Consider the following 24,459-nt stretch of genomic DNA (forward strand, 5'->3'; position numbering starts at 1 on the left):
ACATCGATGGCAACGCGAACACACAAAGGGTTACTGCGCGTTGCCCCCTGGTTTTTACCGGTGGGCATCGTTGCACTCTGGCAGCTTGCATCTTCAATTGGCTGGCTCTCCGGTCGCATATTTCCTTCACCGGAGGGCGTGGTTGAAGCGTTCTGGACACTCTCCGTCAGTGGTGAGCTGTGGCAGCATTTGGCTATTAGCTCCTGGCGCGCGCTGATCGGCTTCTCGATCGGCGGATCGATTGGCCTGACGCTGGGGCTTATCAGCGGTCTTTCACGCTGGGGGGAACGTCTGCTCGATACCTCAATTCAGATGCTGCGTAACGTACCGCATCTGGCGCTGATCCCACTCGTTATCCTGTGGTTCGGTATTGATGAGTCCGCGAAGATCTTTCTGGTCGCGTTGGGGACACTGTTTCCTTTGTATATCAACACCTGGCACGGGATCCGCAATATCGATCGCGAATTAGTGGAGATGGCGCGCAGTTACGGCCTGTCCGGTTTCCCGCTGTTTATCCACGTGATCCTGCCCGGCGCCCTCCCCTCGATTATGGTTGGCGTACGTTTTGCGCTTGGGCTGATGTGGCTGACACTGATTGTAGCCGAAACGATTTCGGCTAACTCCGGGATTGGCTACCTGGCGATGAATGCCCGCGAATTTCTGCAAACGGATGTGGTCGTAGTCGCCATTATTCTCTATGCCCTGCTCGGTAAACTCGCCGATGTTAGCGCACAGTGGCTTGAGCGCAGCTGGCTACGCTGGAACCCGGCATATTACGTGAAGGAGGCAACCGTATGAATACCGCACGTCTGAATCAGGGTACGCCGCTGCTGCTCAATACGGTCACCAAACGGTACGCCAGCAATACCGTGCTCAATCAGTTGGATCTGCATATTCCGGCAGGCCAGTTTGTCGCCGTGGTCGGGCGTAGCGGCGGGGGTAAAAGCACCCTGCTGCGGCTGCTGGCCGGACTGGAATCACCGACGGCAGGCGAACTGCTCGCCGGAACCACCCCGCTGGCAGAAATCCAGGACGATACGCGAATGATGTTTCAGGATGCGCGCCTGCTCCCGTGGAAGTCCGTTATCGACAATGTCGGGTTGGGTCTGAAAGGCAGCTGGCAGGATGCTGCACGCAAGGCGCTGGCGGCAGTCGGTCTGGAAAATCGCGCAACCGAATGGCCAGCCGCACTCTCAGGAGGGCAAAAACAGCGGGTGGCGCTGGCGCGTGCCTTAATCCATCGACCCGGCCTGTTGCTGTTGGATGAACCGCTTGGCGCACTGGATGCCTTAACCCGTCTGGAGATGCAGGATCTGATCGTCTCGCTGTGGCAAGAGCATGGCTTTACCGTTCTGCTGGTTACGCATGACGTCAGTGAAGCGGTTGCCATGGCCGACCGCGTGCTGCTGATTGAGGACGGGAAAATCGGTCTGGACCTGACCGTGGATATCCCACGCCCACGCCGACGGGGTTCGGTACGTTTAGCAGAGCTTGAAGCAGAAGTGTTAAACCGGGTGATGCAACGGGGATACACTGAGCAACCGGTTCTTCGACACGGCTGATAATGCCGGATGGCGCAGTCGCTTATCCGGCCTACCTGTGAGTTGTGGGCCGGATAAGACGCGTTAACGTCACCATCCGGCAAATTATCAGGCTAGCGCCTTACTGATTTTCTCGAACAGATCGCCGGAGAGATTCTCCAGACCTTTTAACTGCTCCAGTGCCGCACGCATCTTCGCCTGACGTTTGGCGTCATAACGTTTCAGTCGGATCAGCGGTTCGATCAACCGTGAAGCCACCTGCGGGTTGCGACTGTTGAGTTCGGTCAGCATTTCGACCAGGAACTGATAACCGCTGCCGTCTTCGGCGTGGAACGCTGCCGGGTTGCTGCTGGCAAACGCGCCAATCAGTGAACGAATACGGTTCGGGTTGCTCAGCGTGAAGGAGCGGTGTTGCAGCAGGCCACGTACCGTCTCCAGCACGTTGTCGGCGGGGCTTGTGGATTGCAGGATGAACCATTTATCCATCACCAACCCATCCTGATGCCACTTATCGTCGTACTCTTGCATCAGAGCGTCGCGACACGGTAGTTGCGCCGCCACCGCCGCAGAAAGTGCTGCCAGCGCGTCAGTCATGTTGTTGGCTTTCTGGTACTGTCGGCTCACCAACGTATTCGCAAGTTCGGTTTCCCCAAAGGCCAGGAAACGCAGACAGGCGTTGCGCAGCGTGCGCTTGCCGATATCGGCATGCTCAACCCGGTACTCATCAAGGTGGTTAGCGTTATAAATCGCCAGGAACTCATCGGCCAGTTCCGTCGCCAGCGTGCGGGTTAATGCTTCGCGCACGGCGGCGATCGCTACCGGATCGATGACCTCAAACAGTTCTGCAATTTCATTGGCTGAAGGCAGCGTCAGGATCTCAGCCGCCAGCGCGGGATCAATCTTCTCGTCCAGAAGTACCGCGCGGAAGGCGTCAGCGACATGGACCGGCAGAGAGAGCGGTTGCCCCTGCTGATGACGCGCAACGTTCAGCTTGATATACGTCGCCAGCAGGCTTTGCGCCGCATCCCAGCGGGAGAAATCATTACGCGCGTGACGCATCAGGAAGGTCAGTTGCTGATCGCTCCATTTGTACTCCAGCTTCACCGGCGCGGAAAATTCGCAAAGCAGCGCGGGAACCGGCTGGAAGTAGACGTTATCGAAGACAAAAGTCTGTTCAGACTGCGTCACATTGAGCACGGCATTGACCGGATGGCCACCCTTCTGCAACGGAATCACTTTACCTTTGTTATCATACAGTTCGATAGCAAACGGAATATGCAGCGGTTTCTTCTCTGCCTGATCCGGCGTTGCAGGCGTACGCTGACTGATGGTCAGCGTGTACTGCTCGGTTTCCGGGTTGTAGTCGTCTTTTACGGTGACCACCGGCGTACCGGACTGGCTGTACCAGCGACGGAAATGGGAGAGATCGACGTTTGACGCATCTTCCATCGCCTGCACGAAATCATCGCAGGTCGCCGCGCTGCCATCGTGGCGCTCAAAGTAAAGCTGCATCCCTTTCTGGAAATTCGCTTCGCCCAGCAGGGTATGGATCATGCGAATGACTTCTGATCCCTTTTCGTAAACGGTCAGGGTATAGAAGTTGTTCATCTCGATGACACTATCCGGGCGGATGGGATGCGCCATCGGGCTGGCATCTTCAGCAAACTGCAAACCGCGCATTGTGCGCACATTACTGATGCGATTAACCGCGCGAGAGCCGAGATCGGAGCTGAACTCCTGATCGCGGAACACCGTTAACCCCTCTTTCAGACTCAACTGGAACCAGTCGCGGCAGGTCACGCGGTTACCGGTCCAGTTGTGGAAATATTCGTGTCCGATGACGCGCTCAATGTCGAGGTAATCTTTATCGGTGGCGGTATCAGTACGCGCCAGCACGTATTTGGAGTTAAAGATGTTAAGCCCTTTATTCTCCATCGCGCCCATATTAAAGAAGTCGACGGCGACAATCATATAGATGTCGAGGTCATATTCGAGACCAAAGCGCTCTTCATCCCACTTCATAGAATTTTTCAGCGACGTCATCGCCCACGGCGCACGATCCAGATTACCGCGATCAACGTACAACTCCAGCGCCACTTTCCGCCCGGAGCGGGTGGTGAAGGTATCGCTCAGTACGTCGAAATCACCGGCGACCAGCGCAAAGAGATAGCAAGGTTTCGGGAAGGGATCCTGCCACTGTACCCAGTGACGCCCGTTTTCCAGCTCGCCCTGCGCAACACGGTTGCCGTTGGAGAGCAGGAACGGATATTTGCTTTTATCAGCAATGATTTTGGTGGTAAAACGCGCCAGCACGTCCGGACGGTCGAGATACCAGGTAATATGACGGAAGCCTTCCGCTTCGCACTGAGTACATAACGCATCACCGGACTGGTATAACCCTTCCAGCGCGGTATTCGCCGCCGGACTGATTTCATTGACAATGCGCAGGGTAAAACGCTCTGGCAAGTCGCTGAGGATCAGCGCGCCCTCTTCTTCTTTATACGCTGTCCACGGCAGAGAGTTCACGTGGATTGACACCAGCGTCAGGTCTTCGCCATCAAGGCGAAGCGAAGCATCCGACGCGCCATGACGAACAGCCTGGCTCACGGCAGTGACCACGGTTTTTTTAGCATCCAGGTCAAAGGTCAAATCAATATCAGTAATCTGGTAATCCGGTGCACGATAGTCGTGACGGTATTTGGCTTGTGGCTGTTGTGTCATAAAAAAACCTTTAGCATCTTCTGTAGAGTCTCGACTCCAGTCTATTCCTGTTGTGTAAATCACGCTACGCAGAATGTTCATCTTTTCAGGCACAAACACCCTTTTTGCTACATTTTTATAACACGAGGCACGAAATGTACTCGACCCCAAAGAGCGCTTATGTTGTGATCGGGGTTCAATAAATCGCTAAACAAGGTATACTCCAGCGGTTTTCTTAGTTGTTTATTGTACTAAACGCTCCCGTGAGAGGATGCTACTGCGCACCTATGACACAATTCGCTTCTCCTGTTCTGCACTCGCTGCTGGATACAGATGCTTATAAGTTGCATATGCAGCAAGCCGTTTTTCACCGCTACTACGATGTTCACGTAGCGGCGGAGTTTCGTTGCCGCGGCGACGACCTGCTGGGTATTTATGCAGATGCAATTCGCGAGCAGGTGGATGCGATGCAGCACCTGCAACTTCAGGAGGACGAGTTTACATGGCTCTCCAACCTGCCCTTCTTTAATGCTGATTACCTTAACTGGTTACGGGATTTCCGCTACAACCCCGAACAGGTGAGCGTCACGAATGATAACGGTAAGTTGAATATCCGCTTAACCGGCCCGTGGCGTGAAGTCATCATGTGGGAAGTCCCGCTGTTGGCGGTGATCAGTGAACTGGTGCACCGGTATCGTTCGCCAGAGGTTGGCGTGGCGCAAGCGCTTGATGCGCTGGAAAGTAAGCTAGTCGATTTCTCTGCTTTAACCGCCGATCTCGATATGTCCCGCTTCCATCTGATGGATTTTGGCACTCGCCGCCGTTTCTCGCGCGAGGTGCAACAGGCGATCGTCGAGCGCCTCCAGCAGGAGCAGTGGTTTGTCGGTACCAGTAACTACGACCTCGCTCGCCGGTTGTCCCTCACCCCGATGGGCACGCAGGCGCATGAGTGGTTCCAGGCGCACCAGCAAATTAGCCCGGATCTGGCCACCAGTCAGCGTGCTGCTCTCGCGGCCTGGCTGAATGAATATCCTGACCAGCTCGGCATCGCGCTCACCGACTGCATCACCATGGACGCGTTTTTACGCGATTTTGGTATGGAGTTCGCGACCCGCTATCAAGGGTTGCGCCATGACTCTGGCGATCCCGTTGAGTGGGGCGAAAAAGCGATCGCCCATTATGAAAAACTGGGGATTGACCCGCTGACCAAAACGCTGGTCTTCTCAGACAATCTTGATCTGAAAAAAGCGGTCGATCTTTATCGTCACTTCGCATCACGCGTTCAGCTCAGTTTTGGCATTGGCACGCGCCTGACTTGCGACTTACCGCAAGTGAAGCCGCTGAATATTGTCATTAAGCTGGTGGAATGCAACGGTAAACCCGTGGCCAAATTGTCAGACAGCCCTGGTAAAACCATCTGTCATGACAAAGCGTTTGTGCGCGCACTGCGTAAAGCGTTCGACCTTCCGCATATCAAAAAAGCCAGTTAATCACCCCAGGGAGCCGTTTTGGCTCCCTTTATTTATTGTTTATTTCCGAAATCTTTCACTTTGCCTGTGAATTCTGCTTGTCTGATTGCAGATGCCAGGTAACATAGGTATCCCCCCAATCAGGGTGGACAAGTGTTTATTTTTTCCGACTATTAACAGAGAGAATATTATGAGCGTTGCGCCTGTTGCCGACGTACTCCAGGGCCGTGTAGCCGTTGACAGCGAAGTCACCGTGCGCGGATGGGTACGTACCCGCCGAGATTCAAAAGCTGGCATCTCCTTCCTCGCCGTTTATGACGGTTCCTGCTTTGATCCTGTACAGGCTGTCATCAATAATTCTCTGCCCAATTACAATGAAGACGTTTTACGTCTGACGACCGGTTGCTCGGTGGTTGTAACGGGCCATGTCGTTGCGTCGCCAGGTCAGGGACAAAGTTTTGAAATCCAGGCCACCAAAGTCGAAGTGACCGGTTGGGTTGAAGATCCAGACACCTATCCGATGGCGGCAAAACGTCACAGCATTGAATACCTGCGTGAAGTCGCGCATATGCGTCCGCGTACTAACATGATTGGTGCGGTAGCGCGTGTACGTCATACCCTGGCGCAAGCGCTGCATCGTTTTTTCCACGAGCAGGGTTTCTTTTGGGTATCCACGCCGCTGATCACGGCTTCCGATACGGAAGGCGCGGGTGAAATGTTCCGCGTTTCTACGCTGGATCTGGAAAACCTGCCGCGTAACGATCAGGGCAAAGTCGATTTCGACAAAGACTTCTTTGGTAAAGAAGCGTTCCTGACCGTTTCCGGTCAGTTAAACGGTGAAACGTACGCCTGTGCGTTGTCCAAAATCTATACCTTTGGACCGACTTTCCGTGCAGAAAACTCCAACACCAGCCGCCATCTGGCTGAGTTCTGGATGCTGGAGCCGGAAGTGGCGTTTGCCGATCTGAACGACGTCGCAGGCCTGGCTGAAGCCATGCTGAAATACGCGTTCAAGGCCGTACTGGAAGAACGTGCGGATGATATGAAGTTCTTTGCTGAGCGTGTCGACAAAGACGCCGTTTCCCGTCTGGAACGTTTCATCGAAGCTGATTTTGCTCAGGTTGATTACACCGATGCGGTGACCATTCTGGAAAACTGCGGTAAGAAATTTGAAAACCCGGTGTTCTGGGGCGTGGATCTGTCTTCCGAGCATGAGCGTTACCTTGCTGAAGAACACTTTAAAGCCCCTGTGGTCGTTAAAAACTACCCGAAAGACATTAAGGCGTTCTATATGCGCCTTAACGAAGACGGTAAAACCGTGGCCGCAATGGATGTGTTGGCGCCGGGTATCGGCGAAATTATTGGCGGTTCTCAGCGTGAAGAGCGTCTCGATGTGCTGGATGCGCGTATGGCAGAAATGGGGCTGAACAAAGAAGATTACTGGTGGTATCGCGATCTGCGTCGCTACGGTACTGTTCCGCACTCAGGTTTCGGTCTGGGCTTCGAACGTCTTATCGCGTATGTGACTGGCGTGCAAAACGTCCGTGATGTGATTCCGTTCCCGCGTACACCTCGTAACGCCAGTTTCTAATCACCTGTCACCTTTAAAGGCCAGCATCGCTGGCCTTTTTTCTCTGTGCAATTGTCAAGTTTTGTGAGCAAGAAGTAATCAAATCTAATAGCAACCCCGCAAAGCCCACATTCTTGTTACGTGATATTTCCCTGTAATATTTATGAATAAAATACATGCAATTTTATGTTGAAGATGAGTTTTCTCTTAGCTTATAGCATATTTTTTAACCTTCAATTTAGAAGTCCAGACGTCCTCAATTCAAATGCAAGTCACCTTATCAACGGGTCACTCACGTGAAAACACCCCGCCTTATCTAAATTAAATATAAGAAAATCATATAAATAGAATTAAAAATGCCGTTTCAAATCGCGAAATGGCGCTGAAATTTGACGCCGTTCACAAAGTTCATCGAATTTAATATTTTGTTACACACTTTTTCGTTTCGAAACAAAATCTTTATCTTTGTAGCATTTTCGCTGTAGCGAAACGGTAGTTTGAATGGAAAGATGCCTGTCAGACACATAAAGACACCAAACTCTCATCAATAGTTCCGTAAATTATTATTGACAGAATTTATTGACGGCAGTGGCAGGTGTCATATAAAAACCAATGAGGGTAATAAATAATGATGAAGCGCAACATCCTGGCAGTGGTTATCCCTGCACTGCTGGCAGCTGGTACCGCAAACGCAGCCGAAATCTACAACAAAGATGCCAATAAGCTGGACCTGTACGGTAAAGCCGTAGGTTTACGTTATTTTTCTAAAGACAATGGCAAAAACAGTTACGGCGGCAACGGCGACGAAACTTATGCCCGTCTTGGTTTCAAAGGGGAAACACAGATCAACTCCGATCTGACCGGTTACGGTCAGTGGGAATATAACTTTGCCGGTAACAACTCCGAAGGCGGTAGCGACGCTCAAGACGGTAACAAAACCCGTCTGGCCTTCGCGGGTCTGAAATACGGCGACTATGGTTCTTTCGACTACGGTCGTAACTACGGCGTAGTTTACGATGCACTGGGCTACACCGATATGCTGCCAGAGTTTGGTGGTGATACCGCCGCATCTGACATGTTCTTCGCTCAGCGTAACGGCGGTCTGGCGACTTACCGTAACGCCAACTTCTTCGGTCTGGTTGACGGTCTGAACTTCGCTGTACAGTACCTGGGTAAAAACGAGCGTGACAGCGATGTTCGTCGCTCTAACGGTGATGGTGTTGGTGGTTCAATCAGCTATGAATATGAAGGCTTCGGTGTCGTCGGTGCTTATGGCGCTGCAGACCGCACCAACGCTCAGGACGCGCTGACTTACGCTAACGGTGGCGGGAAAGCTGAACAGTGGGCAGCTGGCGTGAAGTATGATGCGAACAGCATCTACCTGGCGGCTAACTACAGCGAAACTCATAACGCAACCCGTATTTCTAACGGCCTCAATGGCCTTAATGGTTATGCTAACAAAACTGAAGACGTCCTGCTGGTTGCTCAGTATCAGTTCGACTTCGGTCTGCGTCCGTCCATCGCTTATACCAAATCTAAAGGTAAAGATATCGAAGGCATCGGCGATGTTGATCTCGTGAACTACTTCGAAGTGGGCGCAACCTACTACTTCAACAAAAACATGTCCACCTACGTCGACTACATCATCAACCAGATCGATTCTGACAACGAACTGGGTATCGGCTCAGACGACACCGTTGCTGTCGGTATCGTTTACCAGTTCTAATAGCAGACCTCTTTGTTAAATGCCTAAAAAACAGGACTTCGGTCCTGTTTTTTTATGTCTGCCAGCAAATTCTCGTGTCTTCTAAAAACAATCAGGCTTTTTGTCACTAACAGTTGGCATTTTGTAAATCTACCGTTAACCTGATTACGGATTTCCCTTCTGTAACTACAATGGAACCTCGTCATGTTTGAGAACATTACCGCCGCCCCTGCCGACCCCATTCTGGGTCTGGCCGATCTGTTTCGTGCCGATGACCGTCCTGGGAAAATTAACCTGGGTATCGGTGTCTATAAAGATGAGACTGGCAAAACGCCGGTGCTAACCAGCGTTAAAAAAGCCGAGCAATATTTACTCGAAAATGAAACGACGAAAAACTACCTCGGCATTGACGGTATTCCGGAGTTTGGCCATTGCACTCAGGAACTGTTATTTGGCAAAGGTAACGCCCTGATCAACGACAAACGAGCTCGCACTGCGCAAACCCCGGGTGGTACAGGCGCTCTGCGTGTTGCTGCTGATTTCCTGGCAAAAAATACCGCGGCCAAACGCGTATGGGTGAGCAATCCGAGCTGGCCAAACCATAAGAGCGTCTTTAATTCCGCCGGTCTGGAAGTGCGTGAATACGCGTATTACGACGCAGAAAACCATTGCCTGGACTTTGACGCACTGCTGAGTAGCCTGAGTGACGCTCAGGCGGGCGATGTCGTTCTGTTCCACGGCTGCTGCCACAACCCAACCGGTATTGATCCTACGCTTGAACAATGGCAAACGCTGGCTCAGCTTTCCGTTGAGAAAGGATGGCTGCCGTTGTTTGACTTCGCTTATCAGGGCTTTGCCCGTGGTCTGGAAGAAGATGCGGAAGGTCTGCGCGCTTTCGCCGGGCTGCATAAAGAACTGATCGTCGCGAGTTCTTACTCCAAAAACTTTGGCCTGTATAACGAACGCGTCGGTGCCTGCACGCTGGTAGCGGCGGATGCTGAAACCGTTGACCGTGCTTTCAGCCAGATGAAGTCCGTTATTCGCGCAAACTACTCCAACCCACCGGCGCACGGCGCATCGGTAGTAGCGACCATTCTGAGCAACGACGCTCTGCGTGCTATCTGGGAACAAGAACTGACCGATATGCGCCAACGTATTCAGCGTATGCGTCTGTTGTTCGTGAATACCCTGCAAGAGAAAGGCGCGAACCGCGACTTCAGCTTCATCATCAAACAAAACGGCATGTTCTCGTTCAGCGGTCTGACCAAAGAGCAAGTGCTGCGTCTGCGTGAAGAGTTTGGTGTCTACGCTGTGGCTTCTGGTCGTGTTAACGTGGCAGGCATGACGCCAGATAACATGGCGCCGCTGTGCGAAGCCATCGTTGCCGTGCTGTAAAACAGACGGAAAAAACAAAGCCCGCAATGTGGACTGACCCCATAAAGTTGGACAGTTCATGTTAAGCGGCTTTCAGGGCCTGGGTTCGGTATTCTACCGGACTCAGGCCTTTTAATTTCAGGCTTATCCGTTCGTTGTTGTAGTAATGGATATAGTCCTCTATCGCTTTCCTTAGTTCTTTGACACTGCTGAACTGACCCAGATAAAAACACTCCGATTTCAACGTACCGAAGAAGTTCTCCATCACCGCATTATCCAGGCAGTTTCCTTTGCGCGACATACTTTGCGTCATGCCCTGTGCCTTTAACCTGACCTGATAACCAGCCATTCGATAATGCCAGCCCTGATCCGAGTGCAACAACGGGGTGTCTTCTGGGCTGAGCTTCGAGAACGCATCGTGCAGCATCGTATTAACCATCTCCATCACCGGCCTTTCCGACAGGCTGTAGGGAGATAATCTCCGGTTTAAACAGATCGAGAACCGGCGACAGGTACAGTTTTTTTACCCTGCACCGAGAACTCTGTAACATCCGTAACCCCATTTTTCGTTGGCTTTTGAGGCACCGAAGTTCCGACTCAGGATATTGGGCGCTGCTTGCCCGCTTCCCCTTTCCAGGGTCTCGATATTTCTTCACCCTTATCAGAGACCGGAGCGACAACGCTGTCATCAGCCGCTGCACTGTTTTATGGTTTACCAGCACCCCCCTGTTTTCTCAGTGAGAGCGTGATCCCTGCGGTAGCCATTAGCGCCCTTTGTGATAGTGGTAAATCTCTCTGATTTTGTCTTTCAGCCCTGCATGCCTGTCCACCTCGCTTCAGCGCATTCATATTGTGATACCACGTACGCGGGACATATCCGCTGCACGCGAGAAGGTCACTGAGCGCATACTCCAGCCTTAGCTCACTGATTATTGCGGCTTTCTGCCGTTTTTCTCGCTTTGAACTAAGGCCTTCAGCTTTTTTAGATAGGCATTCTCTGCTCGCAGGTAACGGAGTTCAGCCCGCAGTTCTTCGGGAGATATACTTTTCCAGTGCAGCATCGGTAAGTGGAAGTGTTTTTTGGGGTTTTGTCATGTCCTTGCTCCGGCCATGTTTTATGCTCAGAAGTCCTTTCTCACCTGCGTCTTTGTAGACATTCACCCAGTGCCGGACAACGGTTTCATTGAGATATTAAACCGTGCGGCAGCTTCACGCATTGAAAGTTCTTCATTGAGTAACAGTCTGGACAACAGCCATCCGGAACGCTGGAGAATGGCGGTTATTTTTCCAGGTTATGCCATCAATACCATGGAGTTGCCAGGCTACTTACCCAGCGTCGCACTGATTGTTCTTCAACACCAAAACGTTCAGCGTTACGATGTGTTCCATCGTTTCCGGCAAGGTAGTGATTGACTACAGCTATTCTGGTTTCGAGGGAATATTTTGGCTTTGCCATAAAAAACTGCACCTTACTCAGTTGGGTGTCCAACTTTTGGGGTACAGTCCAATGCGCGGGCTTTTTTATGCGGTTACCAGACAGGCATTTCGTCCTGCAGGAACGGATTATGCAACCGTTCATTGCCCAGCGTAGAAAGCGGGCCGTGTCCGGGGATAAATGTCACATCGTCACCCAGCGGCAACAATTTACGTTTAATCGAATCGATCAGCTGATTGTGATCCCCACGCGGGAAATCGCTGCGCCCAACGCCGCCTTTGAAAATCACATCACCAGAAATCAGTAACTGCGATTGTTCATCAAAGAAGACCACGTGACCTGGCGTGTGGCCCGGGCAATGCAACACCTGTAAAGTCACATTCCCTACGCTCACACGATCGCCTTCATTCAGCCAACGGTCAGGCGTGCAGTGGCTGACACTCTCCGAGGCCAAACATGCGACTTTGTGCCGGTAAACCCTGCAGCCAGAACTCATCTTCTTTTTCCGGGCCGATCACAGGCACGCCATAATGCTCAGCCAGTTCACCCGCCGCACCGACATGATCAAGATGACCATGCGTGAGAAGAATTTGCGTGAGCGTAACGCCGCTGGCATCCACTTCACGTTTGATCTTCTCTGCATCGCCGCCGGGATCGACCAGCGCGGCCAGACGGGTTTGCTCACACCAGATCAATGAACAATTCTGGGCGAATGCGGTGACCGGAATAATACGATAGTTCATACTGCTCCTGTTTCGTTAAGCCTGTGGATCACCAGTGCCGTGCCGGACCGGTGTCAATATGCACAAAGTTACTGCGTGGGTAGTATCCTACACCACCTGCGCGCATAGATAACGCAGCTTTGCGAATATTACTCAATGAAACGCCTTCAATATGGAAATCCATTGCCTGCCCTTTCGTGTGATAGCTTTTTTTCGCTACACCACGGCTGCGCGCGCGTAATTCGTTATTGGTATCAGCCGAACGATAACCCGAGATGAGCTGTACGGGATTACGGGTTCCTAAGAGCCCCTGAAGGCGAAAGAGCTGGTCAAACAATCCTGGGTCGATGGACTTCACTTTATTCGCGCGAAAATCACGGAAAAAATGATTAAGTTTTGCTAATTCATCCTGAATATAGGCTCTGCCATCGAAAAACTCCGCTTTTATCGACTCTCCGGTATGGAGATTATTGAGTGTCAGAATGCGCGGACGAGGGGTAGAGAGGGTTGCAAACGTAGGCGTGGGCAAGATGGCTGCACCGAGGGCAACACCACCTAACGCCAGCAATTTGCGGCGATTAGCGTTGAATTTGTCCATGATAATCAGGTCTACAGGTAAATGTTATCGTTAATATGCACTTCTGGCGCACGAAGGGCACCTTAACTGGCAAAAAAGCCGACGTCAAGATCGCCCATCCCCAGCAACGACGGGGCCTGCAGCCAATCGGCCCCGTTGCAGCTGAATATTACGACAACAAATTAAGCAGAACGTCTTCATTTACCTGATTAATTGTTCTGCTTTTGACATGATCTGTGCACTGGATCGCCCGGTCTGATCATAATTGTAAATATCTGTACGATACTGGGTGCGCCCATCAGCACCGACGAACGCCGTCAAGTAATAGAGATTAACCGGAATATTTTGACGAATGTTGACATACCGAGTATCACCTTGCTTCAGAGCATCGGAGATGCGGGTGTCATTCCACCCCGCATCCTGCAGCAGCATATTCGCCAGCTCCGACGCTTTATTCACACGTACACATCCAGAACTGAGCGCTCGTGTATCCTTCTGGAACAACGTGTGGTTTGGCGTATCGTGCAGATAAATCGCTTCAGAACTGGGCATATTGAATTTATAGCGCCCCAATGAATTGCGCGCGCCCGGTGCCTGCTGGAAGCGGAACGGAAGATTTGATGCGGTAATGGTCCCCCAGTCGACCTGCCAGGGATCGATCGCCTGTTTGCTGTTCCAGCCACGCATCACGGTATAACCGTGACGCTCCAGATAACCAGGGTCGTTCCACAGTTTCGGTAGGATGTCTTTACGCGCCAGCGTCGGCGGGACATTCCACGGCGGGTTAACGACCACGTTATTCAATGCGCTGCTCATCATCGGCGTTTTGCGATCGGGACGGCCAACAATAACGCGTGATGCCAATACCTGATTGCCATTCTGGTAATACACCAGTGAATAGGCAGGAATATTCACCATAATACCGGTGGATAATTCACCCGGCAGTAGCCGCAGACGCTGAATGTTCAGCGCCAGGACACCCGCACGTTGAGCGGCGGTCACGTTTAACCAGTCGCGGGTTGCCGGACCCACGGAGCCATCAGCCCCCAGCCCCTGCCACACCTGAAAACGTTTAACGGCCTCAACCAGTTCACGATCGTAAACGGCGGGAGCCGATTTGCGTTGCGGAAGTGTTTTGCGCGCTGCCGGTTCGCGAGTCAAACGGCAACGGCAACAGCGGAAGGACTGACCACCGCATTAGCTGGCGTTTCATCGCCAGGCAAAGGTGATGTTTGGCCCACCGTCCAGCATACCTGTCCGCTGTAAAATCTCCCGCAGCGCAGGGACGTCATTACTCCATTGACCGGGGCGCAGCGTGGCGGTGCTGCTCAACTGCGGCCACGGGCGGGAATCCGTCACCAGCTTCAGCAAATCGCTATGCATCTCCGCGTACTGAGGGTGCTGAGGTGCCAGACTCGTCACAAACGGGGCGAGCTGGCCATTTTCCAACGCGACCTGCCACTGGTTAATGACCGAAATGGGCGGCGTAGTCAGCGCATAGGGTTTATCGCTATACAGCCAACGTGTGCCTTTCACCGGAATGTTGGCGATAAAATGGAGATACCCCATCATCGCGTCGGAGAGGACGGTATCCCGTGCGAGGCCCGTCACCGAAGGGTCGGTCAGCAATGCAACCCAGGTGGTAAACTGCGGCTGAAATCCGGCAATCGCAACCTCGGCCAGTTGCTGTTGGAACGCTTTTACCGCCTCGCGGTTCTCCCACATCGGTTTCATCTCTCGCGCCGCGTACAGAAGCTCGAGCTGATTCATGTATACCGGTGTATACCCGGACGGTAATTGCGATTGTATTTCGGCGCGGGCTTTATCTGCGGCGCCTTCTGGAAGAGGTTGAATCCCGGCCATCATCGCAGTGACGGGCGACTGGGCTTGCGGCTGCGACAACGCGGTAGGCTGTTCGCTGAGCGTGGCGGAACTGTCGCCTGGAATCATTTCAGGCTCGTCGGCCTGCACACTAAACAGTGGAGCAAATATTACGACCAGGCATAAACTGATTGCCGAGAGTCGACGACCACATATTTTATTAAGCAACATCCCTTGCCCCCTGTTTTCTTAATCATACTTTACATTGCAAGACCGTCTGCTTAACGCCAATACACACGGAAGTATGACGAGCAAGCCTGCTTACTCGTCAGGCTTACCTTCAGTATATAAACATCAAAAAGTTTTTGCCTGACCTAATGTAAAGAAGTTTAAAGATATTTCACTCAACATTGCTGTTTTCTGAAAAGGAAAAGGCGGCCTTTCAGCCGCCCTTTTCATCTAGCTTGCCTGCGATGAGGCGTCTTCGGTCCCGGGAAGGGTCTCGGGTAATTGCGGGGCAAAACCACGCAACCCGACCACATGAACGTGTTCCGTATTATGGAAGACCTTACGCACCAGTTTGTAGGTGGTGCCTTTCTCCGGACTGATGTTTTCTGGCGCCGCGATGATAAGTTGCATCTGCAAGCGTTCGCACAGTTCGAACAGGGTTGCAATGGAACGCGCATCCAGACGGGCCGCTTCATCAAGAAACAGCAGACGGCATGGGGAGATGTCTTTTCCGCGCAGTCGGCGTCCTTCATCTTCCCAGCTTTGTACTACCATCACCAGAATGGACATCCCGGTACCGATCGCTTCACCGGTAGACAAGGCGCCGGATTCGGCTCGCAACCAACCGTCAGACCCACGGTTAACTTCGACTTCCATTTCCAGGTAGTTACGGTAATCCAGGAGCTCCTCGCCAATCGTCTGCGGCGTACGCTGCCCCATATCGATCTGCGGATTCAGACGCTGATACAGCTTCGCCAACGCTTCGGAAAAGGTCAGGCGGTTGCTGTTAAACAGATCCTGATGCTGTTCATGCTGCTCAGAAAGAACATCCAGCAACGTGGCATGGGTTTCGCGAACATTGACGTTCAGACGCACGCTGTTGACCTGACCGAAGGAAACGCTCTGCAATCCCTGGTTCAACATGCGAATACGGTTCTGCTCACGCTGGATAGTCTTGCGAATAATGTTCGCCACGCTGCGTGAACTGATCGCCAGTTTCTGTTCGCGGGAGGTCAACTCTTCCGTCAGGCGGCTCAGTTCGATTTCCATTTGTTCAATGGCTTCAACCGGATCGTCAGTACGGATGATATCCTGGCGGATACGTTCGCGCAGGTGTTGATAGACCGCCACGAAGAACTGAATTTTACGCTCAGGACGTTTCGGATCTTCAGACATCCGCAGAACATCGCGCAGATGTTCGTTATCCGCCACGGCCAGGCGCAGCGCACCGAGCGCCTTATCCGACATGGAACGGAGTTCATCCGCCGACAGATAAGCCAGTTCGCGACGGTGAAGACGACGCTCAACGCCATTGTCTTTCACCATCCGCATGACGGCACACCATCCTGCTTTCGCGGTCACCACCTGCTCACGCATTTCATGATAATCACGCTCAAGCTTGCGCAGTTTGCGGGTCAGGTTGTCCATTTCCGCTTCGCAGAAGGTCAACGCTTTTTCCAGCTGGTTACGACGTGCGCGGTTGTTGCTCAGCTGCGCATGCAGCTCATCACGACGAATGCGGGCACGCTCTTCCGCGCCGCTGTCGGCACGAACGCCGATATCCTGCAATTCGCGCTGCAAATCGTTAAGCAGCTCTTTTTTGGTGTCGTACGAACTTTTCAACGACGCCAGAACCTGGTTGTACTGACCCAGCTGCGCGGCGTGTCCACGCAATGCTTCGCGAGCACGGGTTCGCTCAACTTCAGCATGCTCCAGACGTTCACGCAGCTTCTCATTCAGATCGCTGTTGCCGCTGAGCATTTCCGCCGAGTCGGAGTAGCCAAAGTGCGCACGACGCTGTACCACTTCGCTCAGCGCAAAGGCCTGCTGACGCGCATCACGCTGCACCTGCTGAGAATACGCATAGTCTTCTTTTAACTGCTCAAACTGTTCCGGGTCGCTCTGCAGAACAGAAACGATAGGTTCCAGTTTAGCCAGCTGGTTACCGTGCTGCTGCACAAAACGCGCGGCTTCCTGCGCTTCATCCAGGCGCTCCTGAATTTCATCAACGCGATCCGCCAGCGTTTCATCACTCAGCAGACTCAGGCGCGGCAACAAGCGGTTCAGGGTGGAAACGCCCTCTTTGGCCTGTTCAAACTGAACACGTTGCTGCTGATTTTCATTTTCATGATTGGTCAGCGCGCGTTCCAGTTCAACACGGCGGCCATTCAACTGGCGAATTTCCGCTTCCGGGTCAGCGTCAAAGGCAACGCTTAAGTGGCTGCCGATAAAACGGCTGAACGCCTGATGCAGGCGCTGGGTTTTCTGTACATCAAAAGAGAGCGTGGCGAAACGTTCGGAAAGCCCTTCGCGCTCGGCGTGCAGGTTTTCAATACGGTTTTCACGCGCCGCGCGCCCGAAGATCGGCACTTCCGGGAAGCGGGAGTAGCGCCACTGGCGCGCGGCCGTTTTTACCACTACCGCTTTTTCCAGTTCATCGACGCTAAAGACGCTGTCATCAAACGACTGCGGGTCACCTTCGATAAAATAGAGATCTTCAGGGCAATCCGTCAGTCCTTCCAGCTGTTCGCTGATGAGAGACAGATCCGGCACCACGATCGCATGACGCGAAGGCCCATACAGCGCGGAGAAGTACGGCGCATCTTCGAGGCTGACGTCATCATAAATTTCGGACAACAGCACGCCGCCAAAACGTTCGGCCAGCGTATTCAGACGCTGATCTTCCGAGCCGCCCGGCTGGCTTAAGCGTTCAATCTCTTCATCAACTGCGTTTTTACGCGCGCCAACTTCGTCGCGCTCAACAATCGCCTCACGTTCGCGTTCGAGCAATTGTTGCAGATACTCGGTCACATCCTGGCCGGAGGTAAACTCTTCGCCGCTCTGCTCGCACAACTGGTTCAGGCTATTTTGCGCCGCCAGCCAGATGGGGGCTCGCTGCATCAAATGCTGAATACGCGACTCAACCTGTTCCTGCTCCTGGCGCAGCGTCATCCGCTGTTCGCGTGCATTCGACACGCTGTCAGAAAGGTCGGCGATGCGTGCTTCCAGTTCCTGATGCAAAGCTTCCAGTTCGTCGATATCGAAATGCTTACCCTGACGCTTACAAAACTCAGCCAACAGGCGTTCGGCTTCCTGTTGTTCACGCAGACGCTGTTCCAGTTCGTTCAGACGCATACGCAACGGCTGAACCTGTTCCGCCAGATGACGCTGGTTAACACCGTCGCGCAGCAGTTCCCGCGCGACATCCCATGCCTCACCGCGCGCCAGCGGGCCATTGATCGCCACCACCAGCTGATACGCCTGTTCAAACTGACTGTGCGCGGTTTGCGCCACACTCATTTTCTGTTCCAGCGAGAGCAGTTTTTCCGTCGCTTCCTGCTCTTTGGCCTGGAAGGTTTCCAGCCACTGCACCGCACTGTCTGCCGTTAAATCCGGCAGATGACAAATTTCTTTAGCCCGGGTAAGTGCCTGAATCGCCTGGTTGTATTGAATGGCGCGCGTTTGCTGTACATCCAACGCCTGCTGATAATCGGCAAGCTGATTTTTCAGCTCATCCACTTCCAGCTCTGCGGCTTCGGCACGAGCTTCATTCTCTTCCTGACGATCGACCGCTTCGGCAACCACTTCATTTTGTTCTTCAAGGCGGATCTGTAATTCATCCAGGTCCGCCTCGTAACGTTCAATTTTTTCTTGCTGACGCAGGGCCGTTTGCACCAGATTCAGGTGATCGCTCGCCGCCTGATAGTCGGCTTCCAGATCGCCCTCTGCACCGTTGTGCTCGCCCAGTTCACGCGCCATATCGACGTGCTTGTACTGCTCCGCCGCCAGTTGCTGACGTGAGGTGTGCAATTCACGGCGATATTCAAGGGCTTTATCCAGATGGACCCGCCGCTCGTTAGCATGGCGCATGTAATCAGCCGCCACATAGTTAGTGGCTTCGCTGATCAGATGCTTAAACAAGTCGCGGTCAGACTGGGTGACGCGAATCGCTTCCAGCGTCATACGGTTTTCACGCAGCGCAGCTTCCATATCCTGGAATGCTTTACGTACACCGCTGTTTTCCGGCAGCAGGTAGTCGCGCAGCGAGCGCGTAATCGCACTGGAGATACCGCCGTAAAGTGACGCTTCGATCAGGCGATAGAATTTACTGCGGTCTGACGCGGAGCGGAGACGGCGAGCAATAATGCCCAGATCGAACATCAGCGAGTGATAGTCGGTAATCGAGTTGAACTGCTTAAACTGCACGCCTTCCATCTCGTCGAGCTTTTCTTTCAGCTCCGCAAGCGTCAGCACACGAGCCTGGCGATCGTTGAGGGTTTCCGTGACCAGTTGCGTCGGTTGTACCGACATCGGCAGCCCCTGAATGGCGAACGGCTTGATGTCGACTTTACGGTCACGCCCGGCAACCTGCTGCAAACGGACGCCCACAACCACACGCTGATGACGTGAGTTGAGGACATCCAGCATGGAGTAACAGACGCCCGCTTTCAGCTTACCGTGCAGACCTTTGTCTCGCGATCCGCTGGTCGCTCCGGCCTCTGTGGTATTACGGAAGTGCAGCAGGGTCAGATCCGGGATAAGCGCCGTAACGAACGCCGCCATGGTGGTGGATTTCCCTGCCCCGTTGCCCCCGGATAACGTGGTGACCAGTTCATCGAGATCAAAGGTTCGAGCGAAGAAACCGTTCCAGTTAATCAGCGTTAGTGAGCGAAATTTACCGCGTTCAATCATTATTCTTCCTCTCCACTGTCCGCCTGATTCTCTTCGGGCTCATCATTGAGCTGTAGATGGTTTTCGACGGGCATCGCTTCGCCATCACGAATTAAGCGGCGCTGCGCTTCACGAGGATCGTCGCCGCTACGGACATCCGCCCCGAAACGGAAGACCGACTCGGTGATGCGGAATTTGCTGCTGTCGTGGCCCATAAACCACACCATCCCCAGGCGACGCAGACGGTTTAACGACGAACGTACCTTTTCCTGCAGTTTCTGACGGTCAACGTCTGAACCGGTCGAGCGGTTGTTCACCAGCTTCAACAGTTTGGCTTCGTCAGCCAGCGTCAGCAGTTCGTCGTACAACTCTTGCTGGGTAAAAATCCCTTCATTCGCCAGACGTTCCGGGCTGAGATAGAGATAGCACAGGATTTTACCGACCATCATGTCCAGCTCAGACAACACGGAGCGTGGAATAATCGTGGTGGAACGCGGGCGAAGATAGAAGAAACCTTCCGGCGCGCGAATTAACTCAACGTTATAGCGGCTGTAAAACTCTTCCAGATATTCCTGAAAATCCATCAGAAAGGCATGGTTATCCAGTTCATCCAGACCAATATGTCTGCCCGAGCGTAGTGCGCTATCCAGCGCCGGAAATAACGGGTTTGCCAGCGCCTGCGCCAGCTTAACCGGCATCACTTGTTCAATATTTGTCAATGACATGCGCCTGTACCTTGGCTCCGTAATCATTAATCGGCTGCCATTTAGGCGGCAGTCCGGTGAAATCTGCTTGCGCTACGCCAAGACGTACCGCTTGATCAATAACAATACGCGCGACGTCAAAATGGCGCGCACGCGGGTATTGCGCCAGATACTCGCGCACCACCAGACCGAGATCCAGTGGTGCTTGTCTGGATTTGTAGATAGCCAGCTGTTCTTCGATGATCGCCGCCAGCTGTTCCCGAATTTCGTTAAATTCTTCATATTCCAGATCCGGCGGCAGCTCCCCGGTCACCTCTTCGTCGCGCAGGACCATCTCTTCATCGCGCATGTCCAGCAGGCGGTCTGCATTGGCGTAGGTTAGCGCCCACGGATCGTCAAAATAGGTCTGAACGGACTGACGTAAACGTTGAGCAAAGACGCGGTTTTTATCCATATCAATCGCGGTACGGATAAATTTATGCACGTGCCGGTCATAGCCAATCCACAAGTCGATGGATTGCTGACCCCAGCTAATAATGCGATCCAGTTTGCTCTGGAGATCGAAAACCAGTCTGTCGACGAAATGCAGATCGTCACGCATCATTGTGGCGTCCTGAATGAGCAACAGATTGGCCTGCAGCTTATCGCCCGCCGCTTCCAGCGTATCCTGGAGTTCGCGCAACGTGCCGGAGGTTTCAGACAGCAGCATTTCGCAACTCGAAATCGCGGCGCGCCAGTCCTTGTTCAGCAACTGGGCAATGTCATCTTTCACCTGCTGCTGCTGCTCATCCATAATGCGCTGCGTCAAATCGATACTGTCGAAGATTTCAGCCACGGAATATTTCAACGGCGCATAGACATTACGATGCCAGTGGAATTCATCGCCGCCTTCACCCGCCGCATCTGCAGCACGCTTCAATTCACCCGCCACAATGGACAGCTGCATTGAGAGACGCAGCGTGGAAAACTCACGCTGGCGAATATAGTAGTCGGTAATGCCGATCCCAAGCGGCGTCAGGCGGTATATGGCATTCCCTTCCGCCTGCTCACTGGTAAAGCGGTTCAGCAGACGTTGACGAACCATATCGTTGATCGCGTTGTTGGCGCGCACGCCGATGGTTTCGCTGGTTTGCTCAAACGCATCACTGACATGGCGGAATGCATCCACCAGTTCCCCTTCGCTCATCTCACCGTCCAGACGCTCGCCGTTGAGCGTGGCCACCGCCAGCAGGAACGAAAGTCTGTCTACCGGCAGCGCGATGGAGAAGTCATTTTTTCTGGCCCAGGCAACCAGTTCGGGGACTGTCTGGGAAAATTCACTCATAAGTTATCCTTGCATCTGCGGTTTGCGAGCGGTGACATGAATGTAACGGCCAAGGCTAATATAAGGCTCCTGCCGACAGTAGCGCGTTTCTAATTCGACTAACATTTCATAACAGTCACGCTGTTGGTGCTTCTCACGCAGATAATCATGAAACACACGTACACCCGTTTTGCCGGTAATCTGCCAGCCAATCTCTTCCAGCCACTGGTAAACCTGCCCCGGTTCACGCGGATAGTCTGGCGAAAGCGTACGTTTTTTACGTTTTGGCATCCCGACTTGCACGTAGTCAAAGTTCCCTGCCACCATGTTGTGCATCAACAGGCCGTTAGCATTGTAGAACATTAATGACAGTACGCCGCCGGGACGTAACACAGACCAAAGCGTTTGTAACATGCTGACGGGGTCAGCGACCCACTCAAGCACAGCATGAAACAATATCAGATCAACCGGGCTTTCCAAATGTGAAGCAACATCCTGAGCGGCGCATTGTATAAAATGCATGTTTCCGCTTACGCCTTTCGCCTCTGCCGCCAGTTGCGCGCGCGCAATCATTTCGCCGGACAGATCGCATAGCGTGACCCGATGACCCCGTTCAGCCATTTTGATCGCGGTTTGCCCTTCACCACCGCCAGCATCCAGGATGTGCAGCTTTTGCTCACCCATTTCCGCCAGTACACGGTCAAGGTCTTGCCACAAAATGGCCTGCCGCAACTGCCCCTTGGTGGTTCCGTAAATGTTACGGGAAAACTTTTCTGCAATGTCATCAAAATTGCGATCCCGCATCGGGCTCTCCACAGGCGAACAAAGGGGTTCTCTGATAAAACCGCTATTTTGTCACAGCCGCGCCGAGAATGAACCTGTCTGGTGTAATATCCCTGCAGATCCCCTGCTGTATGGTTAAAAAAGGAACCAAAAAGGATGCTTTTTACACTGAAGAAAGTGATTGGCGGTATGATACTGCCGCTCCCGCTCATGCTCTTGATCATGGGGGTGGGACTGGCGCTGGTGTGGTTTAGTCGCTTTCAAAAAACCGGGAAGGTGTGCCTGAGTCTGGGCTGGTTGGCATTATTGCTGTTAAGCCTACAACCGGTTGCCGATCGCTTACTGAAACCGATCGAAAGCCAGTACCCCACCTGGCAAAACACGCAACAAGTCGAGTATGTCGTGGTGCTGGGCGGCGGTTACACATGGAATCCGCAGTGGGCGCCAAGTTCAAACTTGATCAACAACAGCCTGCCGCGTCTCAATGAAGGGGTGCGGCTTTGGCTGGCCAATCCAGGTTCAAAACTGATTTTTACCGGCGCAAGAGCAAAAACGAATAATGTCAGTACGGCTGAAGCCGGAGCCAGAGTCGCGCAGTCACTCGGTGTACCACCAGGTGATATCATCACCCTGGATAGCCCCAAAGATACCGAAGAAGAAGCGGCGGCCGTTAAACAGGCCATCGGCGATGCGCCGTTCCTGCTGGTCACTTCCGCGTCGCATTTACCGCGCGCCATGATTTTCTTCCAGCAGGCAGGGCTTCACCCGCTCCCGGCCCCGGCAAATCAGCTGGCGATTGATTCGCCGCTCAATCCGTGGGAACGCGCGATCCCTTCTCCCGTCTGGTTGATGCACAGCGATCGCGTCGGATATGAAACATTAGGGCGAGTCTGGCAGTGGCTCAAAGGCTCGTCAGGCAAGCCAGGGCAAGAGTGATTTGGTCGCCAGATCAAAGTTAGTGCGGTTAAAACGCCCTGTATTAACCAGTTGCGCTACCTCATCCCACAACACATAGAGCCAACGCCGCCAGATAAAGGATTCTGCAACTGGCGCGCGTTGCAGGTAATGCCAGAGCAACCCTTCCGCCAGTGCGTTGTCCATCAAGCGAAACAACTCGTACTCGCGTGGCGCCCACAGCATCACGCCCGGTCCCACCATCGCCAGAAGCTGATCGTTGCGGGCATCTTTAAGCATACTGCGCAAACTGAAATTGCCGTGAATCAGTACGCAATTGTCGTTAAATCCTTCAAACAACGCAGGCAGGCATTCCCGGGTACGGAACAGAATGCGCTTGTCATGCATCGTTAACCCCGTATTGTTGAACTGGTTTAACGTGCTCCATAACACTTCGACACGCTGACGATACCAGGAAGGCCAGATATTTTCCTGCGTATTATCCACCGCGCCCACACAGCCACGGCTATCCTGACGATGCCAGGAAAGCAAACCTTCAACAATCTGGTCTTTTAAATGTTCCCACCGTTCAGGCGTGCGCGCTGGTGCTTCAACGGGTACGCCACGCATCCTTTCCAGCAGTAAAATATCGGGACCGGGATGCTCTTCATGGGTCATGACGCCGTAAATGACCGGCATACGCACCGTGCCGCTACGCGCCAGCATGGTCGTTTTCCACGCCAGCTGTTGCGCCATACCCGGCGTGGTGAAACTTCTCGCCATGAGCGGCATCGGTTTTCCCTGGCTGTCATACAGTGACCACAGCGCCGTATCTACTTTTTCATTCACGCACTCTATACGGCTGAGTTTTTCACCCAGTAAATGACTCAATTCGGCTCGCAGCTGTTCCATTTCAGATTACCCTCATAAACGCTACTGCTTTCATAATGAGCGTCGCATGG

At 53.1% G+C, this 24,459-nt stretch carries 14 protein-coding genes and 3 pseudogenes; 7 read left to right on the forward strand and 10 right to left on the reverse strand.

The window, feature by feature from the left end:
- The first annotated feature begins 6 nt into the window (after positions 1-6).
- Together ssuC and ssuB are read left to right on the forward strand one after the other, a co-directional pair.
- A complete protein-coding gene (gene ssuC / locus P2W74_RS14795) occupies positions 7-798 on the forward strand; it encodes an aliphatic sulfonate ABC transporter permease SsuC (protein WP_276292201.1) in 792 nt (263 codons plus the stop codon).
- Positions 795-1,562 carry an aliphatic sulfonates ABC transporter ATP-binding protein gene (ssuB, locus tag P2W74_RS14800; RefSeq protein WP_276292202.1) on the forward strand — a complete coding sequence of 256 codons (768 nt, stop codon included), beginning with the start codon at positions 795-797 and terminating at the stop codon, positions 1,560-1,562. The genes ssuC and ssuB overlap by 4 nt, the downstream gene beginning before the upstream one ends.
- A gap of 87 nt (positions 1,563-1,649) precedes the next feature.
- Here the strand turns inward: ssuB and pepN are convergent, their stop codons facing one another.
- Complete coding sequence (gene pepN / locus P2W74_RS14805) at positions 1,650-4,262, reverse strand: aminopeptidase N (RefSeq protein WP_276292203.1); 2,613 nt, start codon at positions 4,260-4,262, stop codon at positions 1,650-1,652.
- A gap of 266 nt (positions 4,263-4,528) precedes the next feature.
- Between pepN and pncB the strand changes: the two genes are divergently transcribed.
- The 4 genes from pncB to aspC all read left to right on the forward strand — a co-directional run bounded on the left by pncB (position 4,529) and on the right by aspC (position 10,380).
- Positions 4,529-5,731: a nicotinate phosphoribosyltransferase gene (pncB, locus tag P2W74_RS14810; protein WP_276292204.1), complete on the forward strand. Its 1,203-nt coding sequence runs from the start codon at positions 4,529-4,531 to the stop codon at positions 5,729-5,731.
- A gap of 169 nt (positions 5,732-5,900) precedes the next feature.
- Positions 5,901-7,301 carry an asparagine--tRNA ligase gene (asnS, locus tag P2W74_RS14815; protein WP_276292205.1) on the forward strand — a complete coding sequence of 467 codons (1,401 nt, stop codon included), beginning with the start codon at positions 5,901-5,903 and terminating at the stop codon, positions 7,299-7,301.
- 607 nt (positions 7,302-7,908) lie between these two features.
- Positions 7,909-9,006, forward strand: coding sequence for a porin OmpF (gene ompF, locus P2W74_RS14820; RefSeq protein ID WP_276292206.1), 1,098 nt, complete (start codon positions 7,909-7,911; stop codon positions 9,004-9,006).
- A gap of 183 nt (positions 9,007-9,189) precedes the next feature.
- Positions 9,190-10,380 (forward strand): aspartate transaminase, encoded by a 1,191-nt coding sequence (gene aspC, locus P2W74_RS14825; RefSeq protein WP_203358268.1) that lies wholly within the window; start codon positions 9,190-9,192, stop codon positions 10,378-10,380.
- Between the two features lie 61 nt (positions 10,381-10,441).
- Here the strand turns inward: aspC and P2W74_RS23825 are convergent.
- The 8 genes and pseudogenes from P2W74_RS23825 to cmoM form a co-directional block, all read right to left on the reverse strand.
- Positions 10,442-11,815 (reverse strand): annotated as a pseudogene (locus P2W74_RS23825) (IS3 family transposase).
- A gap of 73 nt (positions 11,816-11,888) precedes the next feature.
- Positions 11,889-12,537 (reverse strand): annotated as a pseudogene (locus P2W74_RS14835) (MBL fold metallo-hydrolase).
- A gap of 28 nt (positions 12,538-12,565) precedes the next feature.
- Positions 12,566-13,114: a YcbK family protein gene (locus P2W74_RS14840; protein WP_276292207.1), complete on the reverse strand. Its 549-nt coding sequence runs from the start codon at positions 13,112-13,114 to the stop codon at positions 12,566-12,568.
- Between the two features lie 180 nt (positions 13,115-13,294).
- Positions 13,295-15,145: pseudogene (ldtD, locus tag P2W74_RS14845) on the reverse strand (L,D-transpeptidase).
- Between the two features lie 228 nt (positions 15,146-15,373).
- Positions 15,374-19,834 carry a chromosome partition protein MukB gene (gene mukB, locus P2W74_RS14850; protein WP_276292208.1) on the reverse strand — a complete coding sequence of 1,487 codons (4,461 nt, stop codon included), beginning with the start codon at positions 19,832-19,834 and terminating at the stop codon, positions 15,374-15,376.
- Positions 19,834-20,538, reverse strand: a complete 705-nt coding sequence (gene mukE / locus P2W74_RS14855; protein ID WP_162380051.1) for a chromosome partition protein MukE — start codon at positions 20,536-20,538, stop codon at positions 19,834-19,836. The genes mukB and mukE overlap by 1 nt, the downstream gene beginning before the upstream one ends.
- On the reverse strand, positions 20,519-21,841 hold the full coding sequence (gene mukF / locus P2W74_RS14860) for a chromosome partition protein MukF (protein WP_276292209.1): 1,323 nt from the start codon (positions 21,839-21,841) through the stop codon (positions 20,519-20,521). Before mukF ends, mukE begins: the two co-directional genes overlap by 20 nt.
- Positions 21,842-21,844: 3 nt before the next feature.
- A complete protein-coding gene (cmoM, locus tag P2W74_RS14865; protein WP_276292210.1) occupies positions 21,845-22,624 on the reverse strand; it encodes a tRNA uridine 5-oxyacetic acid(34) methyltransferase CmoM in 780 nt (259 codons plus the stop codon).
- A 135-nt stretch (positions 22,625-22,759) separates the two neighbouring features.
- Here cmoM and elyC point away from each other — a divergent pair, with 135 nt between their 5' ends.
- Positions 22,760-23,539 (forward strand): envelope biogenesis factor ElyC, encoded by a 780-nt coding sequence (elyC, locus tag P2W74_RS14870; RefSeq protein WP_276292211.1) that lies wholly within the window; start codon positions 22,760-22,762, stop codon positions 23,537-23,539.
- On the opposite strand, the gene P2W74_RS14875 is transcribed toward elyC, so the two are convergent.
- Positions 23,516-24,409, reverse strand: coding sequence for a YcbJ family phosphotransferase (locus tag P2W74_RS14875; RefSeq protein WP_276292212.1), 894 nt, complete (start codon positions 24,407-24,409; stop codon positions 23,516-23,518). The two genes, elyC and P2W74_RS14875, sit on opposite strands and share 24 nt — an antisense overlap.
- Between the last annotated feature and the right edge of the window lie 50 nt (positions 24,410-24,459).

The sequence above is a fragment of the Citrobacter enshiensis genome (assembly GCF_029338175.1).
GTDB lineage: Bacteria > Pseudomonadota > Gammaproteobacteria > Enterobacterales > Enterobacteriaceae > Citrobacter_D > Citrobacter_D enshiensis.